This is a genomic window from Acinetobacter chinensis, assembly GCF_002165375.2.
In the GTDB taxonomy this organism is placed as follows: domain Bacteria; phylum Pseudomonadota; class Gammaproteobacteria; order Pseudomonadales; family Moraxellaceae; genus Acinetobacter; species Acinetobacter chinensis.
The window spans coordinates 750,124-768,170 of the sequence record NZ_CP032134.1; the positions used below are offsets into that span (position 1 = coordinate 750,124).

An 18,047-nucleotide genomic window follows, 5' to 3' on the forward strand; every position below is an offset into this window, starting at 1 on the left:
CAGGATTTTCTATGGATCTTTTACTGCTGCTTAAAGCAGCAATCATGGGTATTGTTGAAGGTATAACAGAGTTTTTACCAATTTCCAGTACAGGACATTTAATTCTTGCTTCTGAATTAATGAACTTCTGGACCAAAGAAAAAAGTGATGTTTTTGTGATCGCAATTCAGATGGGTGCGATTGCTGCGGTTATTTATGAATACTGGGCAAAGCTCTGGGGTGCTGCAACAGGGCTTGTATCTGGTGAACCGAAAGGGCGTCAGTTAGGGATAGGCTTAATCCTGGCATCCATTCCAATCATGCTGGTTGGTCTGACTTTGGGGCAAACTGTAAAAGCATATCTGTTCAATGATATTTCGATTGCTTTAGGTCTGATTGTTGGTGGTGTGATCATCTGGTGGGTGGAAAAGAATCCACCGAAAGTGAATGCGCAGGAAGTTGAAAATATTTCAATTAAAGAAGCCGTTTATATTGGTCTGATTCAGGTTTTAGCTTTAGTTCCAGGAACTTCACGTTCAGGTGCAACCATTATTGGTGCAATGATGCTGGGTGTTTCACGTAAAGCAGCAACTGAGTTTTCATTCTTTTTGGGTATTCCTGTTATTGTGGGTGCAGGCTTGCTGGACTTATATCAGAGCTATCATGTCTTTGAAAGTACACAGGACTGGACCGTACTGGCTTTCGGTACACTGGTTTCATTTGTGTCAGCACTGATTTTAATCCGTGTTCTTGTGGCTTATGTGGCAAAACGTGATTTCATGGTTTTTGCATGGTACCGGATTGTCTCTGGACTGATTATTTTATTGTTTGCATTAACAGGCTGGAAATTATGGTAAGCGAAATACGCTTATATTCCGAGTCTGAATTTCAGGAAAAAGCACAGCAGTATTCTGCTGTGCTTTTTTCACGTGGGGTTCAGGTCAGTATGGTTCAGGTCGAAAAGCTGAATGCGCGATTTTTACGTCTGAATCCTGAACTGGCTTTATGTGTGGATGGTTCAGGCTTATGGTTGTGTGCCAGTGGTATGAAAATGCAGCCCGACTGGGTAGCAGAAGTTCCACGGTTGAAAAGAGCATCCTTAAAATCTGAACTGATAGCCAGAGCCTGTAATCTTTCTGAAAAACCTGTACTGGTGGATGCAACAGCTGGTCTTGGGCATGACAGTCTGTTAATGGCATGCCTGGGTGCCAGAGTGACCCTGGTTGAGCGTCATCCTGTATTGTTTAGCTTACTTGAAGACAGTCTGAACAGAGCAAAAGAGGATGCTTATCTGAGTCAGGTGACGGCTTCCATTCAGTTGGTCTTTTCAGATTCGGCAGAATATCTGAAGCAGCTGAATGATCAGAACCAGACGGTGGATGTTGTTTATCTGGATCCGATGTTTCCACAGCGTGATCAGAATCAGCAGGCTGTTAAAAAACAGGCTCAGGTTAAAAAACAGATGCAGTTACTGCATATGTTGCTGCCTGAAGATGGTGAAATGGATCTTGGTGATGCGCTGTTGCCACTGGCAAAGCAGATTGCAAAACGGGTGGTTGTAAAACGCCCAAGACTGGCAGTGTTTTTGAATAATGAATCAACCACTTATCAGTGGTCAGGCGATGCCTGTCGTTTTGATGCATATTTTCAGCCAGGACTTTAGGATAATTGCTGGTGAATGATTTAATAATCGGCAACGATTTGTTATATAGTTGAAAAACATCATTGCTAAAAACAGCATCAGGAATAAACTAAGAGAGCATTCAAGCAAGCTCTCAGCTGAACCGAAACCCCTATGATTGACTTCAAACCCTCCATCAATTTTTGGCATGATTTTAAAAGCAACCAGACGGCTGGGATGTGGCTTTTTCTTGGATCACGACGTTCATTACAGATTGTACGTCCATCCATTATGCAGCTTGTGTTCTGGGGGATTCTGGGCGGCAGTGCCAATACACTGTTCAGCTGGCTCAGCGCTGGTGAAGTGGGGGAGTTCAACTCTCAGGGACTGGTCAGTTATGCGCTGTGGCCGTTTATTGCTCTCATTGTCGGTATTTTCCTGTCCCAGCGGATTAACAATCCCCGTTTAATGCTTGTTCCGGCTTTACTGTGGCTGGTGCTGGATACGCATATTGCACTGCTGCAAAGCCTGATTCAGTACCTCGGTCTGCTTGATGTTTTACCTTATGCTTTGTATGACTATCTGCCGACCGTATTTATGGTGCTGTTTGTCTGGCAGAGTCTGGCGGTGGTCTGGGTGTTTGCACGTGAACTGCACTGGCCGTGGTGGGAACGTGCGCTGATTATTGCTGCGACTCTGTTTACACTGGTGGTCTGGCAGATGTCCGTCAAAAACCAGCCTATCTGGAAAGTGGAGGAGTCTCCACCGGTTTTTGAAGAAGATGCATTTTATGCTCAGAACAGGTTGCTGAATAAAGCCCTTGAAACCATTCAGCTGGGTGAGTTTGCGCAGTCACACTGGTACTTTATGGGGGTGGCAGGTGCAGGTTATCAGGATGTCTTTATGTCCGAAATCGAGCGGATACGGGAACAGTTTGATACCCGTTTTGGAACTTTCGGGCGTTCGATTGCACTTGTAAATAATCCGTCCACACGTTTGAGCCTGCCTGTTGCATCGACAACCAGTATGGAACTGGCATTGCGCAGAATCGGGCAGCAGATGAACCGAGAGAGTGATGTGCTGTTTCTTTATATGACATCACATGGTCTGCCGAACCGTTTTGAAATGGAAAATGCGCCCCTTGATCTGACTCAGGTCGATCCAAAATGGCTTAAAGATGCACTGGACCGTTCAGGTGTACGCTGGCGTGTGATTGTAATATCTGCTTGTTATTCTGGAAGTTTTGTTTCTGCGCTGCAGGATGACAATACACTGATCATTACAGCTTCAGCAGCGGATCGTGCATCCTTCGGCTGTTCAAATGAAGCGGATTATACCTATTTTGGACGTGCATTCTTTGATCAGGCAATGCGCGAGCAGCCAAGCATCCGCCAGGCTTTTGTTCAGGCAAGTGAAACGGTTGCAAAATGGGAAAAGGCGCAGGGTTTTGATCCCTCAGAACCACAATGGTCGATGGGAAAAAATATGGAGCTGATGCTTCCTCAGCTGGAACAGCATCTGTTCCCATCCGCAAAGGTTGATGCTCCTGCAGCAGAAACACAACTGACATCACATACAGCAGCAGTGCAGCACTGATCAAATATCACTATTTTTAAAGGACTGATCATGGAACTGGTACAGAATAATAAATGTTTCGATGGTGAGCAGCGAATTTACAGTTTCAGCTCAGAAACACTGAACGGTGAAAGCCGGTTTGGTATTTTTTTGCCACCTCAGGCACTTGATGGACAGAAGTGCCCAGCAGTGTTTTTCCTGGCGGGGCTGACCTGTACCGAAGAAACCTTTGCGCTTAAGGCACATGCACAGAAAATGGCATCTCAGCTAGGGTTGATCCTGGTGACTCCTGATACTTCTCCGCGCGGTGAAAATGTAGCAAAGGGCGATCACTGGGATATCGGTCAGGGTGCAGGTTTTTATATCAATGCAACAGAATCTCCGTGGTCAGCACATTATCAGATGGAAAACCACATTGCTTCTGAACTGTATGATCTGATTGTCAGAAATTTTGCGGTACATACTGACAAAACAGGAATTATGGGACACAGCATGGGCGGTCATGGTGCTTTAACACTTGCCATGAAATATCCTGAAAAATTCAGTTCAGTTTCAGCATTTGCTCCGATCTGTGCGCCATCTCAGTGTCCGTGGGGAATCAAGGCATTTACGAATTATCTGGGAAATGTCCAGGAAGTATGGGCGCAGCATGATGCTGTGGAACTGATCCAGTCCAAAGGTGCACTTTTCAGTGAAATTCTGATTGATCAGGGACTGAAAGATCAGTTCTATGCTCAGCTTAATCCTGCACTGTTCAAGGCTGCATGTGAAAAAGCAGGTCAGAAACTTACACTGCGTGAGCATGAGGGTTATGACCACGGCTATTATTTCATTCAGTCATTTATAGATGAACATTTACAGTTTCATGCTGTACAATTGGGTGCTTAAAATTCCTGCATATTACACATGAATTTTATATGATATAAAGAACACGGGCTTCTCTGTTTCGGCTGAGGAGCTTTCTTTTAAAAGATAAATCTGAATATTAAAAATTCAACCTAAAATAAATATTAAGGTAAAAAATGCAAAACACAGAACCTGGAATTATTCCTGTTGATCCATCAGTCACAACACCGCCAGTCATTCCTTCGTTTACTCATTCCTCAGGCAATGCAAAAACTTTGGGTTTTAAGTTCCATGGCAGTGCTTCTGAGTATTTCGGCATCTGGATCGTCAACATTCTGCTGACGATTGTTACGTTGAGCCTGTATGCACCCTGGGCAAAAGTCAGACGCTTACGTTATTTTTATGGCAATACTGAATTTTATAACCGTAAGTTTGATTTTACGGGTATCCCACGCAAAATCCTGATCGGTCGTCTGATTGCGATTGGACTGTATATCGGTATCTCGCTTGCTGCGGGATATTCTCCTAAAATTGCTGGAATTGGTGCACTTTTAATCTATCTGGCTGTACCGTGGCTGTTAAGAGCAACCATCCGCTTTACTGCCAGAAACAGTAAGTATGGCAACAGCCGCTTTTACTTTGGCGGTTCAACGCTGAAAGCATATATTGTTTTCTTTTTGGCTTTATTGCTGACCATTGTGACGCTTGGGCTATTTTTCCCTGTGGCCATCTGGTTGTATAAACGCTATACCTTCAACCACCTGTTTGCAGGTCAGCTTCCATTTACCATCCATACCAAATGGACGACTTTTATGGGAGCAGTTTATTTACCCCTGCTTGCATTTATCATTATTGTGGTGGCTTTGGTTGCTGTTTCAGGCATTTCCATGTCTTCAGGACTTGAAGCTATCGGTTCAGGTGCAATGGCTGTTTTTGGTCTGATTTATACACTGGCTATTTTTTTCCTGTTTCCTCTGATTGCTGCACGAATTTATATTGCGACCTGGAAAAACGTGACTTTAGGCAACAGTAAGTTCGATACCAACTGTAATCAGTGGCGCTATGCCTGGATTGAAGGGACCAATATTCTTGCCCGTATTGTTTCAGTCGGTTTTTTAAGTCCATGGGCAGCGGTTCGAAGCTATCGTTATAAGGTGGACAATCTGACCCTGAATATGGTGGATGATCCCGATCAGCTGTATAACATTGCTCAGCAGGATCACAGTGCGCTGGCAGAAGAGATCAGTGATATTTTTGATCTTGATATTTCTCTGTAAAAATGGAGCAAATGGATATGGTTTCATCTGTCGAAGCAGTTTTTTATGATGGCGTTGTATCCAGACCGCAGCCTGCACGGATCAGTCCTATAGATGCACAGTCTGTCCTGATCCGTTATGGTGATCAGTATGAAAATCAACGGCGTTATATGTATGAAGATATGACGCTGATTGGTGCGCTTGGCAAAATAAAACCGATCATTGAAATGAAGGATGATGCAAGGCTTGAGCTTCAGCAGGCTTTGCCTGACTGGTTTATGATTGGAAATAAAAAGACCTACCATTCCATCTGGAAGCTTGAGCGTTCTCCCTCACTGATTCTGTTCAGTATCGTTTTTGTCGCTGTATTTGCCTTTGCTGTAGTGAAATGGGGTGTTCCTTTTGCATCCCATCATATAGCCCGTGTGTTACCTGTTGATACCATGAATCAGCTGGGTGAAGAAGCTGAAAAGCAGGTCTTCCGGATGACAGAAAAATCAACGTTACCGGCTGCAAGACAGGAACAGATCCGTAAGCAGTATCTGGACAGTGTGGCAGAAGGGAAGCCGGCAAAGCTACTGTTTCGGGCTGGTGGTGAAATCGGTGCAAATGCCCTGGCATTGCCAAACAATACAATTATTCTGACCGATGAACTGGTTAAACTGACCAAAGATAACCGTGAAATACTGGGTGTGCTTGCACATGAACAGGGGCATATTGTGGAACGTCACAGCCTGCAGCAGGCGATTGCCAGTCTGGGTTTCAGTGCAATTTTAATTGCTGTCACAGGTGACAGTTCCGATCTGTTCAGTTCACTGCCGGTGGCACTTGTTGGCGCAGGTTATTCACGTGATTTTGAGTCAGAAGCTGACCTGTATGCATTAAAGCAGATGCATAAAAAGAATGTACCTGTGAAATATTTTTCAGATTTTCTACAGCGCCTGTCTGAAGAAAACAGTGAAGAGAAAAGCAGTAATGCAGTCACAGAATTTTTATCCAGCCATCCAGCAACGAAAGAGCGTATCGCACAGGTCAAAAAATTTGAAAAACAACTGCAAACGCAGTAACAGGGCAAATACAGGTTCAGCCTGAGATCGCTTTATTCATTGATTGCTGAGTCTGTATTTACATTCTGACGGACCTGGTCTGATTTGTTATAATGGAATTTATCCGATAACAGCCAGCCAGGTTTTTTCATGTCCAAGCCATTCTTAATAGCCCCTTCAATACTCTCTGCCGATTTTGCCCGTCTGGGTGAAGAAGTCGACAATGTATTAGCAGCAGGTGCAGATGTTGTGCATTTTGATGTGATGGACAACCACTATGTTCCAAACTTAACTTTTGGAGCAGGTGTGTGCAAGGCTCTGAAAAAATATGGTATTAAAGCACCGATTGATGTGCATCTCATGGTGTCACCTGTAGATCGTATGATTGGTGATTTCCTGGAAGCAGGTGCGGATATTATTACCTTCCATCCAGAAGCAACACATCATATTGACCGATCTTTACAGCTGATCAAAGATGGTGGTGCTAAAGCAGGTTTAGTATTTAACCCTGCAACACCTTTACATTATTTAGACTATGTTTTAGATAAAGTCGATCAGGTGCTTCTGATGAGTGTGAACCCTGGTTTTGGTGGTCAGAAATTTATTCCTGGAACTCTGGATAAACTGCGTCAGGCACGCAAAATCATTGATGCCTCAGGTCGTGATATCCGTTTAGAGGTGGATGGTGGTGTAACACCGGCAAATATCCATGCAATTGCTGAAGCTGGTGCAGATATGTTTGTTGCAGGCTCAGCTATTTTTGGCAAGTCTGATTATAAAGCGGTGATTGATGAAATGCGTTCTGAACTGGCAAAAGTCGGTGCAGTGACCGTTTAGCATTTTTTGAATAAGTTATTCATGAATTGTGGATAACTTTGTAGATAACTCTATGGATAACCATGTTGATAAGTATATGGATAAGCTGAGTATAGATTAATCAAATAGCGATCAATCGTTTATCAACTCATCGTTTTATGTTTAAAAAGAGCTCAAATGGGCTCTTTTTTTATGATTTAAATATTGATCTGTACTGATGGATTGTTCAGCACAGCTATAAAAATATACTGGCTGGAAAGTATTCGGGTGTATCTGCTGTGTAAACCTGAATTACATTTTTGTAATTTGCCAATCATGGTATTACAGGATATGCTTAAAAGAGTTATTCATATTCGCGGATAGATTCTGACGTGTTCACACAACTCTGCAAACAGGCCTGGTTTGTTTGTCTTATGGTTTTCGCCATAGGGTGGAGCAGTGTGTCTGTTGCTTCTGTAAAAACCATGCAGATCAGTATGCAGATGCAACATGAGCAGATACAGAATCAGATCGGTGTTGATCATGCAACCATGATGCAAAACATGTCAGTACAGGATATGAAACAGCATTGTGCAGATCTGGAAGCGCAGAATAATGATACTGCGCAATCTTTAACAGATTGTCATAATCAACTGATTCAATCTCAGCATGTACAACATGCGGATTGTCAAAACTGTGCCTTATTCTCTTGTCAGTCTTCAATTGTCTGGTTCAATACCGATATTCCAAAATTAGTTGTTCCGCAAGATAATTCTGAACACTACTCCCCAAAAATTTATTACCAAGCTCAGCATCTCGCAGGGCATTGGCAGGAAATTCTACGTCCTCCTAAAGCTTAATCTGATTTTCCGAAGCATTATTTTTTAAATAAATTCAGAAATTAAGGTTGAGTTATGTCTATTCAATTTTCAAAAAGCATCGTCGTCGCTGTTGCTTTATTCTCGTCTACCTGGGGCTTTGCAGCAGTCAAGGAATATCATCTGACCATTGATGAAGGAATGGTCAATGTTACAGGCAAGTCCTTAAAACGTATCACCGTAAATGGCAAATTCCCTGCGCCTCTACTTGAATTTGAGGAAGGGGATGATGCTGTGATTCATGTACATAATAATTTAAAAAATCAGGATTCTTCGATTCATTGGCACGGTTTGTTATTGCCAGGTTTGATGGATGGCGTACCGGGCTTTAACGGTTTTAATGGCATTAAACCGAAAGGTGATTTTGTCTATAAATTCAAAGTGCGTCAAAGCGGAACTTACTGGTATCACGCGCATTCCAAAGGTCAGGAACAGGACGGTTTATACGGTGCTTTGGTGATTTATCCTAAGGACAAGAAACCACTTGCTGAGCATGAAAAAACTGAGCGTGACTATGTGGTGATGCTGTCGGATTTCCATGAAAAAACCAGCGACCAGATTCAAAAAGATCTGAAAATTTCCGCTGAATATTATCAGGATCAGCGTGAAACTTTGGGCGATGTATGGAAACGGGTGAAACGTGATGGTTTAAAAGCCACGTGGTCTGATCGCAAAATGTGGAATCAGATGCGCATGTTAAAAACAGACATGTCTGATGTTACAGGTTATACCTACTTGATCAATGGTAAAACGCCTGAGCAGAACTGGACAGGCATGTTTAAGCCGAATGAAAAAATGCGTCTACGTTTTATCAATGCCTCTGCGATGTCGTTCTTTGATGTGCGTATTCCAAATCTGAAAATGACGGTGGTGGGTGCAGATGGACAGCCTGTGAAACCTGTAGCTGTGGATGAGTTCCGTGTTGGTACGGCAGAAACCTACGATGTCGTGGTTGAGCCAAAGACAGGGCATTATCAGATCGAAGCCGAGTCAATTGACCGCTCAGGTTTTGCCATTGGCACATTGCACAATGAATTAAATCCACATACGCATGGTATTCACATGCCACAAGCGCGCCCACGTGCCATTTTAACCATGGATGATATGGGGCATGGTACTGAACATGCGGGCATGGATCATTCAAAAATGAATCATTCGAAGATGGATCATGGTGCGATGCATGGTATGGATCATTCCAAGATGAATCATGGCGAAATGCAGGGTATGGATCATTCACAACATCAAATGCCTGCAGCAAAAACAGCACAAAAATCTGATGCAGTTGTAGAGGGTTGGGCAAATGCTGCAACGCCACAAGGTGATAAAGCCCTGCAATACAGTGATTTAAAATCGTTAACTCCACAACCTGATACCCGTGAAGCGACAAGTGAATTGGTTGTTCGTTTGGGCGGTACGATGGAACGTTATATCTGGACAATTAATGGTAAAAAATTCAGCGATGCAGAGCCATTAAAAGTGAAATATGGCGAGCGCATCAGAATCAAATTTATCAATGACAGCATGATGGCGCACCCGATGCATTTACATGGCATGTTTATGCAACTGGAAAATGGTCAGCCTGCAGTGGATATGCCGAACAAACACACTATCGTTGTGCCACCTGCAAAAACAATGACGGCATTACTCACTGCGGATGAATTGGGTGAATGGGCGATTCACTGTCACCTGTTGTATCACATGAGCGCAGGCATGATGAATAAGCTGATCGTTGCCAATGTTTCAGAGGGTGAAACCACCACGACCCCAATTCAAAAAAATGTTTCAAACAGCAATATAGATAAAAATAGCAATGCGGTACAGCAAGGAGATCAACATGCACATTACTAAGTTATTTTCAAAAGCTGTATTGGCAAGTTCGTTATTTTTAGTCAGTGCTTGGACGATGGCACATGAAGGACATGCGCATGGTATGCCACAGCAACATGCTGAACATCAGCATATGTCTCACCATCAAATGCCAAATCAGCAAATGCCACAAGATCATGCGATGAGTCATGCAACGATGTCAGAAGCAGAATGTACACCACATCGTCAAGGTGAGCATGCGCATATGAATGCTGCTGAACATGTAGCACATTGCCAAACAGTTCAACCGAAAAATCAAGAGGATCAAAAAGGATCAACTGATTCTAAAAATAAAAACGTGAAAGGAGATAATCATGCACATCACTAAGTTATTTCCAAAAACAGTATTGGCAAGTTCTTTATTTTTAGTCAGTGCTTGGGCTGTAGCACATGAGGGGCATCATTCAGATACATCGACTGAAACTCAAATGACTACGATGCCTGTAATGGATCATTCCAAAATGAACCATTCACAGATGAGTCATGAAAATATGAATGACGCATCTATGAATCATGGCGCAATGGATCATTCACAACATCAGCAAAAAACGGCTTCAGCGACAGATCATACAGCACATCAAGGGCATGATCACCGTAAAGAACATGGCGCGCAAATTTATGCGGTGACTACGGTGGATAATAAATGGTTGCTGAATGAAGATGGCAAGGGTGCTTTAAAATCTGAAATTGAAACCCGCATCGGGACAGATGAAAATAAGATTTTCCTTAAAGCACATATAGATAAACATGAATCGCATGATGCTGAGTATGATTTTAAAATGCTCTACAGTCGCATGATTTCAGACTTTTGGGATGCGCAAATCGGTGCGCGCTATCGTGTGGAAAAAGTTGAACGTGATCAGCGCGGTACTGATACAGAAGAAAAACTGGATGCTGTGATTGGCTTGCATGGAATGGCACCGTATTTCTTTGAAACAGATGCTTATCTCTATGCAGGTGAGGACAATTATTCGGGCTTCAGTCTGGAAACTGAACGTGATTTATTGCTGACACAGAAGTTGATTTTTCAACCGTATTTGAATGTCGATGTAGTATTTTCAGATGATTCTAAATATGCCAAAAAATCAGGTTTAAGTACTGTCACAACAGGCATTGAAACCCGTTATGAGATCAGTAAAAAAGTCATGCCTTATGTGGATATTGCTTATGAATATTCCAAAGGTAATGATGCAACACCGTGGCAAGTGGAAAGTGGCTCTGAAAAGGGTTGGCTCTATGGTGCAGGGGTGAGGTTCAAATTTTGATAAGTTTTTTTATATTCTTTAGGAATTAAACGTATTTTCATTAAATCTGAGTTTACACTGCCTCATATTTTATCAAAAGCTGGATTAATTTGTGTAGGCAGTGCCTCACTTTTCAGGGATGAAAAGTGACAAAAATCCTTTGTCAGGCAAAAGGTATGTCCATATACCTTTGCCTGACAGCGACATCCATGTCGCCTAACGTGACAGCATCAACGGCATTGAAACCACAATTAAGAAATTTCTTATTTGGGTTAATTCAATTTCAATGATTACTGTAAGTTTTATATGTCAGGTTGTATTTATAATTTTGAACTGTTTTAGGGCTTTTATCATTAAAGCCCTAATTTTTATAGGTGTATTTTGGGTCAAAATTTGTAAATCAGTGCTGTATTGTCCTAAAAATCAGCTATGATGAAACCATTCGCAGGAGGAACGACCTCCCTTCGTGCTTTATTTCTAAAAACTGCACCAGGAAAAATCGTCAGGACGACCTGACTCTAATTAAAATTTGGAGGTCGTCATGGCTTGGATTGTTCTTATTTTTGCAGGTGTCTTTGAAATCGTTTGGGCATATACCATGAAAATGTCCGAGGGCTTCACAAAGCTCACACCGAGCATTATCACAATATTTTTCATGATCTTAAGCTTTGGTCTTTTGGCGTATGCCATGAAAACATTACCGTTAGGGACAGCCTATACCATCTGGACGGGAATCGGCGCAATTGGTTCATTTCTGGTCGGGATCTTTATTTTAGGTGAACCAACCTCTGCCATGCGTATGCTTGCTGCGGTTTTGATCATTTCAGGTCTGGTATTGATGAAACTCTCATCTTCATAAGTTTAAATGTAAATTAATTTTGGACAGTAAGGTTGAATCATTCGCCTTACTGTTTTTCGTATGTAAGGAATAAATTATGGCTTGGGTGTTGTTGGTTGTTGCGGGTTTACTGGAAGTGGTCTGGGCATATTTTATGAAAGTGTCTGATGGATTCAGTAAACTGACACCAAGTATTTTGACGATTGTTTTTATGATCGCAAGCTTTGCTTTATTGTCCTATGCCATGAAAACATTACCGCTTGGCACAGCATATACAGTATGGACTGGTATTGGTGCAGTGGGTTCATTTGCCGTCGGGATATTCTTTTTAGGTGAACCTGCATCTGCTATGCGAATGTTAGCAGCAGTTTTAATCATTTCTGGGTTAGTATTGATGAAACTCTCATCATCTTAATATGAATTTTTTTAAGGAGAAGTCGATGAAACTATCTTTTATGGAAATGGCTTCTCCTGTAGGTCAACTTAAGTTGGTTGCGACTGAAACAGCTTTGGTGGCAGTACTTTGGGAAAATGAAAATCCCAATCGTGTTCGTTTGGCAGAATTGATTGAAAATGTTCAGCATTCAATTTTGCTCGAAACGCAAAAGCAGTTGAATGAATATTTTGCAGGGCAACGTCAGGTTTTTGATTTGCCTTTAGACTTTGAGGGTACTGAGTTTCAGCAAAAAGTCTGGCAAGCGTTGTTAACTATTCCTTTTGGTGAAACACGTAGTTATAAGCAGATCGCAGAACAGATTGGGAATATCAAAGCAGTTCGTGCGGTGGGTGCTGCTAATGGTAAAAATCCGATTTCGATTATTGCGCCGTGTCATCGGGTGGTTGGTGCAAATGGGAAATTGGTGGGTTTTGCAGGTGGGTTGGAGAATAAGGGTATTCTTTTAAAAATTGAGAAATTACAATAGACTAATTTAAATTATTGAAATATAAAATTTTAAATGAATACATCACAAATGTTAGCGCCACTATTTTCACAATTGTGGTGGATGATTCCTTTATTTCTGATTGTTGGGGCAATCAATGCATTTAAACCTTTTTAAAAAGGGAAAATGGGGGGAGTTTGCTGTCAGTGTGCATGTAAAATTGTATTTAGACAAAGAAAAATATACTTTACTCAATGACTGTACGTTGCCCGATGAACTGAACCAAACATCACAAATCGACCATATTTTACTGAGTCCTTATGGTATTTTTGTGGTCGAAACCAAGAATTATAAAGGTTGGATTTTTGGTGGCGAGCGTCAAAAAACTTGGACACAGAAAATTTATAAAAATTCTTATAAATTCCAAAACCCATTGCATCAAAACTATAAACATCAAAAGGTTTTAGAAAATATTTTGACTGATATTGTTGATTCTACATTGATTCATTCAGTTGTAGTTTTTATGCCTGATTGTGAGTTTAAAACACAAATGCCGAGCAATGTTTTTCGTGGCGCAGCTTTGACAGATTATGTCAAAGGCTTTAAAGATGAAGTGATTCCATCGACAAAACTGAAACGTATTCAGCTCAGAATTGAAAAAGAAGTATTAGAAAAATCTTGGAAAACTAATCGTCAGCATGTGCAAAATCTTCAAAATAGCCATGCTGATAAAACCGTTTGATTAAAACTAGCTTAGTGATTAAGAAGCTACTTCTTAATCAAGCAAATATTTCACTTTGTCCAATGACGTAGTCTTTTGCTTTTTCAACTCTTTATCGGCAAACTCATAAATACTTTTTTCATGATTCAGCACATATTCAAAAAACATCTGAGTATCCTGATCAGCATGTTTACATAAGCGTTCAAAGGCTTGCATAAAAGGTTGAGTACCATCTTTGATTAAAAACATCGCCAGTTTCCACGGCATTTTAGCCAATACAAAACCTGTGGCACTACCTTGAGTTTTGATATGCAAACGAGATGTAGCTTTTAAGTTATTCTGCTTTAAAAATGCCTGAAAACGTTCAAGGGTCTGGGTTTCCAAAGCTGCTAAAACCATCCATTTTTGCTTATGTTCTTCAGACTTGGTGTATTTTGCCGCAGTAAGAAAAACAGCTTCACCAAAGATTTCAGACTCTAACAGTTTATTCAGATCATCTTGATATTGTCGGTAATTCATTGGAAATTCCTTTTCAATTATTTTGTTCTTAACTTTGTCTTTGTAACTTTTTATTCGCTGTCATCAGCTCTGAATCGTAGATAAAAATATTTTAGAGTAATCACTCTAATTTTGAAAGTGGTATGAGACAAATAGCGAAATATAAGAAGGACTTTAATTCTTTGTATTTATTTAAGTGATTAAAAAATTACTAACTTGAACCTAAATTAATAATGAAAGCTCCTTCTCCCTTTGGGATGAGGAGGTAACTCGGCAAGAGGATGAGGGGCTATGAAACTCCTTCTCTTGCGGAGTTTCATTTCTCACCAGCAAGAGAAGGAGCTAAAAGCAATTCAACTCAAAACCGCTTTGGAATTTTCTGACCACCTTCAACAGGTGTTTCTGCATTTTTCAATACACCAAATAACCACGCTTCTGCATGATTTACAGCAACTTGTAATGAATCACCTAAAGCCAATCGACCTGCAATAAAACTTGCAAGCGAACAGCCTGAACCATGATATTCACCGTCTAAACGCGGGCATTTGGTTTCGGAAACCATTTCACCATTCACATAAAGCGCATTGCGGATATAGTCAGGTGTATCTTCATGACCGCCTTTGACCAGAACTGCTTTTGCACCCATTTCAAACAGTTTTGCTGTGGCTTTTTCTAAATCTTGCTCACCTGTTAAAGCACGAAGCTCCACTGTATTTGGAGTTAAAACTGTAGCCAAAGGAATCAGTTCTACAAAGGCTTTGACCAATGTTTCCTGATTACCCAGTGAACCACCGCTGTTTGCGACTAAAACAGGATCAAGCACATACAGATAATCTGAATGTTCCCGTAAAAACTCAGCCAAGGCTGCGATATTATCGGTAGTACCTAACATACCAGATTTGATCGCTTTAATTGGTAAATCACCAACTACAGCATTGGCTTGTGCAAGTAATAATTCTTTTGAAGTCGCTTCAAAGCCAAAGACCTGCTGAGAGTTCTGAACTGTCAGTGCGGTACAGGCGATGGCTGCATGTGCACCACTTTGCCCAATAGCTTCAATATCTGCCTGTATTCCTGCACCGCCAGAAGGGTCAAGACCTGAAAAACAAAGTACGGTTGGGCGCACAGCCATGTCCTTAAAATCATAATTTGCGTTAGTATAGGCAACTTTGAAGCAACTCTCGACACTGATTTCTGTAAAACAGTGTTTTCAGTAAAAGTCATATTTTCTGTAATGGCAGGATGAACTCATGATTAAGCATCTTTTAATTGATCTGGATGGGACTTTGACTGATCCCAAAGTGGGCATTACCACTTCTGCGCGTTATGGGCTGAATAAAGTTGGGCATCCGATTCCTGACAGTGAAAATATAGACTGGATTATTGGCCCACCATTGAAAGCCTCTTTGGCAAAACTGTTGAATGTCGATGTCAATGATGTGCTGGCAGAGCAGGCTTTGCTTGGGTACAGAGAGCGTTTTGCAGTGACGGGGCTATATGAAAACCATGTTTTTGATGATGTTGCGGCAACGCTGGAGGCATTGAAAAACAAGGGCTATCGTTTGTTTTTAGCGACGGCTAAACCTGAAGTATACGCACGTCAGATTCTGGATCATTTTGATTTACTGAAATACTTCGACTACCCATACGGCAGTGAACTAACGGGTGAGCGTACCAATAAGGGCGAACTTATTACTTATATTTTAGAAAAAGAGCAGTTAAACCCTGAAGAATGCTTAATGGTCGGTGACCGTGAGCATGATATTTTTGGTGCTCGTAAAAATGGGATTGAAACCATTGCCGTTGAATATGGCTATGGTTCAAAAGAAGAACTGGATGAAGCACAGCCAAAAGCGAGAATTTCCAGGTTTTCAGAACTGTTAAACTGGGTTTGATGAAATGTGTAGAGATGGGGTTAAAAATGCATCTCTACATTATTCTTATATTTACTGAGCGGATCAAAAGTCATGATTACTCAGTAATAAAATGAATATTAAAAGTCCTTTCTCTTACACCATATATGGCTCAGGCATGAGGAGTGAAGACTCCGTAAGAGGATAAGGGGATTTATGCTGAATAAATTTGCAGTAACAGCCTTTATTCCACATCCAGATACAAACATTCCTTAATCTCCTCCATCACAATATAACTGTGAGATGAAGCAGACGATGGAAGTTTCTTAAGTAAATCGCCCAATAAGCGACGATACGCGGTCATTTCTTTGAGTCGCGCTTTGACCAGATAATCGAAATCACCTGAGATCAAATGACATTCCTGTACTTCGGGAATTTCCACCAGGTCTTTGGCAACCTGCTCAAAAACATCCCCTGACTTTGCCGATAAACTGATCTCTAAAAATACCAGTAAATTGCGGTCTAAATGCTTTGGATTGAGTCGTGCGTGATAACCCATAATCACACCATCACGTTCAAGACGTTTTACACGTTCGGAGCAGGGCGTGGTGGATAAACTGACTCGGGCAGCCAGTTCGCTGATGGCAATACGCCCCTCATTCTGTAGAATTTCTAAAATCATCCGATCAATACGGTCTAATTTGCGCATGAATATTTTCCTCTTTTTGTTATTTTTTCACGACAAAAGATTAAAACACCTGAATTATAGCGTTAAAAACAGTGAAATAAACTATTTATCCACAAATATACTAGTTAAATAAACTGTTATGTGTGTAAAGGATAAGAAATGCGTGTAATCGTATTGGGTAGTGGTGTGATTGGTGTAGCTAGTGCATATTACCTCGCGCAGCAGGGAGCAGAAGTTACAGTTTTAGATCGTCAGGCAGGACCAGCTGAAGAAACCAGCTTTGGTAATGCAGGGCAAATTTCTCCTGGATACTCGACACCGTGGGCTGCTCCGGGTATTCCATTCAAAGCCGTGAAATGGATGTTTCAGCATCATGCACCGCTGGCAATCAATATTGATGGCAGCATGTGGCAACTGCAGTGGATGGCGCAAATGCTGAAAAACTGCAATGCAGAAAGCTATGCCATCAACAAAGAACGTATGACCCGTGTTGCAGAATACAGCCGTGATTGTTTACGTGAGCTACGTAAAGATACAGGCATCAGTTATGAAAACCGTTCAAAAGGAACACTACAGGTTTTCCGTAACGAAGCACAACTTGAAATGGTGCAACGAGATATTGCGGTACTTCAGGAGTGTGGTGTTCCACATGAATTACTCCTCAAAGATGATTTAGCCAAAGTTGAACCAGCACTTGAACATGCAAAAGATAAACTGGTTGGTGGTTTACATTTACCCAATGATGAAACAGGTGACTGCTACTTATTTACCAATGCCTTGGCAAACCTGGCTAAAGATTTAGGCGTTGAGTTTAAATTCAACCAGAATGTAGAAAAATTAGTGGTTGAAGTTGATGAAATTAAAGGTGTCGTGGTCAATGGTGAAGTTCTGACAGCAGACCGTTATGTACTGGCTTTTGGTAGCTATTCCCGTGACTTCTTAAAACCACTTGAATTGAACTTACCTGTTTATCCAGTCAAAGGCTATTCACTGACGATTCCTATCGTCGATGCAAACTATGCACCACAATCAACTGTATTAGACGAAACCTACAAAATTGCGATTACTCGATTTGATCAGCGTATCCGTGTTGGTGGTATGGCTGAACTGAGTGGTTTTAATCACGGCTTAAATACAGATCGTCGCGGTACACTTGAAATGGTCACACAGGATTTATTCCCAGGTGGTGATTTGGCTCAGGCTTCATTCTGGACAGGTTTACGTCCTATGACCCCAGACAGTACGCCAATTATCGGTGCGACACGCTTTAAAAATCTGTTCCTGAATACAGGTCATGGCACGCTCGGTTGGACGATGGCATGTGGTTCAGGAAAATTGATCAGTGATCTAGTCCTGAATCATAAAACTGACATCAGCACAGAAGGTTTATCAATCAAACGCTATCCACACGCTGCGTAATTGATATTCGCGACAACCATTTACTTATTCAGGGACGAATAAA

The 18,047-nt window shown here is 41.5% G+C and carries 19 protein-coding genes and 1 pseudogene; 17 read left to right on the forward strand and 3 right to left on the reverse strand.

Going from position 1 to position 18,047, the window contains the following annotated elements; translation table 11 throughout:
• The first annotated feature begins 11 nt into the window (after positions 1–11).
• The 15 genes and pseudogenes from CDG60_RS04390 to CDG60_RS04460 all read left to right on the forward strand — a co-directional run bounded on the left by CDG60_RS04390 (position 12) and on the right by CDG60_RS04460 (position 13,567).
• A complete protein-coding gene (locus CDG60_RS04390) occupies positions 12–836 on the forward strand; it encodes an undecaprenyl-diphosphate phosphatase (RefSeq protein WP_087513781.1) in 825 nt (274 codons plus the stop codon).
• Positions 830–1,642, forward strand: a complete 813-nt coding sequence (locus tag CDG60_RS04395; RefSeq protein ID WP_087513780.1) for a class I SAM-dependent methyltransferase — start codon at positions 830–832, stop codon at positions 1,640–1,642. Before CDG60_RS04390 ends, CDG60_RS04395 begins: the two co-directional genes overlap by 7 nt.
• Before the next feature lie 132 nt (positions 1,643–1,774).
• A complete protein-coding gene (locus tag CDG60_RS04400) occupies positions 1,775–3,196 on the forward strand; it encodes a C13 family peptidase (RefSeq protein ID WP_087513779.1) in 1,422 nt (473 codons plus the stop codon).
• A 30-nt stretch (positions 3,197–3,226) separates the two neighbouring features.
• A complete protein-coding gene (gene fghA, locus CDG60_RS04405) occupies positions 3,227–4,063 on the forward strand; it encodes an S-formylglutathione hydrolase (RefSeq protein ID WP_087513778.1) in 837 nt (278 codons plus the stop codon).
• Positions 4,064–4,197: 134 nt separating this feature from the next.
• Complete coding sequence (locus tag CDG60_RS04410) at positions 4,198–5,298, forward strand: YjgN family protein (RefSeq protein ID WP_087513777.1); 1,101 nt, start codon at positions 4,198–4,200, stop codon at positions 5,296–5,298.
• Between the two features lie 17 nt (positions 5,299–5,315).
• Complete coding sequence (locus CDG60_RS04415) at positions 5,316–6,344, forward strand: M48 family metallopeptidase (RefSeq protein WP_087513828.1); 1,029 nt, start codon at positions 5,316–5,318, stop codon at positions 6,342–6,344.
• 129 nt (positions 6,345–6,473) lie between these two features.
• Positions 6,474–7,160 (forward strand): ribulose-phosphate 3-epimerase, encoded by a 687-nt coding sequence (rpe, locus tag CDG60_RS04420; protein ID WP_087513776.1) that lies wholly within the window; start codon positions 6,474–6,476, stop codon positions 7,158–7,160.
• Between the two features lie 419 nt (positions 7,161–7,579).
• Positions 7,580–7,978 (forward strand): hypothetical protein, encoded by a 399-nt coding sequence (locus CDG60_RS04425; protein ID WP_227542926.1) that lies wholly within the window; start codon positions 7,580–7,582, stop codon positions 7,976–7,978.
• A 54-nt stretch (positions 7,979–8,032) separates the two neighbouring features.
• Positions 8,033–9,844 carry a copper resistance system multicopper oxidase gene (locus CDG60_RS04430; RefSeq protein ID WP_087513774.1) on the forward strand — a complete coding sequence of 604 codons (1,812 nt, stop codon included), beginning with the start codon at positions 8,033–8,035 and terminating at the stop codon, positions 9,842–9,844.
• Positions 9,831–10,190, forward strand: a complete 360-nt coding sequence (locus CDG60_RS04435) for a hypothetical protein (protein WP_087513773.1) — start codon at positions 9,831–9,833, stop codon at positions 10,188–10,190. The genes CDG60_RS04430 and CDG60_RS04435 overlap by 14 nt, the downstream gene beginning before the upstream one ends.
• Positions 10,177–11,127 carry a copper resistance protein B gene (locus CDG60_RS04440; protein ID WP_087513772.1) on the forward strand — a complete coding sequence of 317 codons (951 nt, stop codon included), beginning with the start codon at positions 10,177–10,179 and terminating at the stop codon, positions 11,125–11,127. Before CDG60_RS04435 ends, CDG60_RS04440 begins: the two co-directional genes overlap by 14 nt.
• A gap of 520 nt (positions 11,128–11,647) precedes the next feature.
• Positions 11,648–11,965 carry a quaternary ammonium compound efflux SMR transporter SugE gene (gene sugE, locus CDG60_RS04445; RefSeq protein WP_087513771.1) on the forward strand — a complete coding sequence of 106 codons (318 nt, stop codon included), beginning with the start codon at positions 11,648–11,650 and terminating at the stop codon, positions 11,963–11,965.
• A gap of 76 nt (positions 11,966–12,041) precedes the next feature.
• Complete coding sequence (gene sugE, locus CDG60_RS04450) at positions 12,042–12,359, forward strand: quaternary ammonium compound efflux SMR transporter SugE (RefSeq protein ID WP_087513770.1); 318 nt, start codon at positions 12,042–12,044, stop codon at positions 12,357–12,359.
• A gap of 25 nt (positions 12,360–12,384) precedes the next feature.
• A complete protein-coding gene (locus CDG60_RS04455; RefSeq protein ID WP_087513769.1) occupies positions 12,385–12,867 on the forward strand; it encodes a methylated-DNA--[protein]-cysteine S-methyltransferase in 483 nt (160 codons plus the stop codon).
• A gap of 33 nt (positions 12,868–12,900) precedes the next feature.
• Positions 12,901–13,567 (forward strand): annotated as a pseudogene (locus tag CDG60_RS04460) (NERD domain-containing protein).
• A 33-nt stretch (positions 13,568–13,600) separates the two neighbouring features.
• Here the strand turns inward: CDG60_RS04460 and CDG60_RS04465 are convergent.
• Positions 13,601–14,065, reverse strand: a complete 465-nt coding sequence (locus CDG60_RS04465) for a hypothetical protein (protein WP_087513768.1) — start codon at positions 14,063–14,065, stop codon at positions 13,601–13,603.
• 337 nt (positions 14,066–14,402) lie between these two features.
• Complete coding sequence (locus tag CDG60_RS04470; protein ID WP_087513827.1) at positions 14,403–15,170, reverse strand: hydroxymethylpyrimidine/phosphomethylpyrimidine kinase; 768 nt, start codon at positions 15,168–15,170, stop codon at positions 14,403–14,405.
• A 124-nt stretch (positions 15,171–15,294) separates the two neighbouring features.
• Here CDG60_RS04470 and CDG60_RS04475 point away from each other — a divergent pair, with 124 nt between their 5' ends.
• Positions 15,295–15,939, forward strand: coding sequence for an HAD-IA family hydrolase (locus CDG60_RS04475; protein WP_087513767.1), 645 nt, complete (start codon positions 15,295–15,297; stop codon positions 15,937–15,939).
• Positions 15,940–16,141: 202 nt separating this feature from the next.
• Here CDG60_RS04475 and CDG60_RS04480 read toward each other — a convergent pair whose 3' ends face one another.
• Complete coding sequence (locus CDG60_RS04480; protein WP_087513766.1) at positions 16,142–16,606, reverse strand: Lrp/AsnC ligand binding domain-containing protein; 465 nt, start codon at positions 16,604–16,606, stop codon at positions 16,142–16,144.
• Positions 16,607–16,744: 138 nt separating this feature from the next.
• On the opposite strand from CDG60_RS04480, the gene CDG60_RS04485 reads away from it, so the two are divergent.
• On the forward strand, positions 16,745–18,004 hold the full coding sequence (locus CDG60_RS04485; RefSeq protein ID WP_087513765.1) for a D-amino acid dehydrogenase: 1,260 nt from the start codon (positions 16,745–16,747) through the stop codon (positions 18,002–18,004).
• Positions 18,005–18,047 lie beyond the last annotated feature (43 nt).

Coding starts and splice junctions, on each gene's coding strand:
- CDG60_RS04390 (WP_087513781.1), top strand. CDS start 12: ATGGATCTTTTACTGCTGCTTAAAGCAGCAATCATGGGTATTGTTGAA.
- CDG60_RS04395 (WP_087513780.1), top strand. CDS start 830: ATGGTAAGCGAAATACGCTTATATTCCGAGTCTGAATTTCAGGAAAAA.
- CDG60_RS04400 (WP_087513779.1), top strand. CDS start 1,775: ATGATTGACTTCAAACCCTCCATCAATTTTTGGCATGATTTTAAAAGC.
- fghA (WP_087513778.1), top strand. CDS start 3,227: ATGGAACTGGTACAGAATAATAAATGTTTCGATGGTGAGCAGCGAATT.
- CDG60_RS04410 (WP_087513777.1), top strand. CDS start 4,198: ATGCAAAACACAGAACCTGGAATTATTCCTGTTGATCCATCAGTCACA.
- CDG60_RS04415 (WP_087513828.1), top strand. CDS start 5,316: ATGGTTTCATCTGTCGAAGCAGTTTTTTATGATGGCGTTGTATCCAGA.
- rpe (WP_087513776.1), top strand. CDS start 6,474: ATGTCCAAGCCATTCTTAATAGCCCCTTCAATACTCTCTGCCGATTTT.
- CDG60_RS04430 (WP_087513774.1), top strand. CDS start 8,033: ATGTCTATTCAATTTTCAAAAAGCATCGTCGTCGCTGTTGCTTTATTC.
- CDG60_RS04435 (WP_087513773.1), top strand. CDS start 9,831: ATGCACATTACTAAGTTATTTTCAAAAGCTGTATTGGCAAGTTCGTTA.
- CDG60_RS04440 (WP_087513772.1), top strand. CDS start 10,177: ATGCACATCACTAAGTTATTTCCAAAAACAGTATTGGCAAGTTCTTTA.
- sugE (WP_087513771.1), top strand. CDS start 11,648: ATGGCTTGGATTGTTCTTATTTTTGCAGGTGTCTTTGAAATCGTTTGG.
- sugE (WP_087513770.1), top strand. CDS start 12,042: ATGGCTTGGGTGTTGTTGGTTGTTGCGGGTTTACTGGAAGTGGTCTGG.
- CDG60_RS04455 (WP_087513769.1), top strand. CDS start 12,385: ATGAAACTATCTTTTATGGAAATGGCTTCTCCTGTAGGTCAACTTAAG.
- CDG60_RS04465 (WP_087513768.1), bottom strand. CDS start 14,065: ATGAATTACCGACAATATCAAGATGATCTGAATAAACTGTTAGAGTCT.
- CDG60_RS04475 (WP_087513767.1), top strand. CDS start 15,295: ATGATTAAGCATCTTTTAATTGATCTGGATGGGACTTTGACTGATCCC.
- CDG60_RS04480 (WP_087513766.1), bottom strand. CDS start 16,606: ATGCGCAAATTAGACCGTATTGATCGGATGATTTTAGAAATTCTACAG.
- CDG60_RS04485 (WP_087513765.1), top strand. CDS start 16,745: ATGCGTGTAATCGTATTGGGTAGTGGTGTGATTGGTGTAGCTAGTGCA.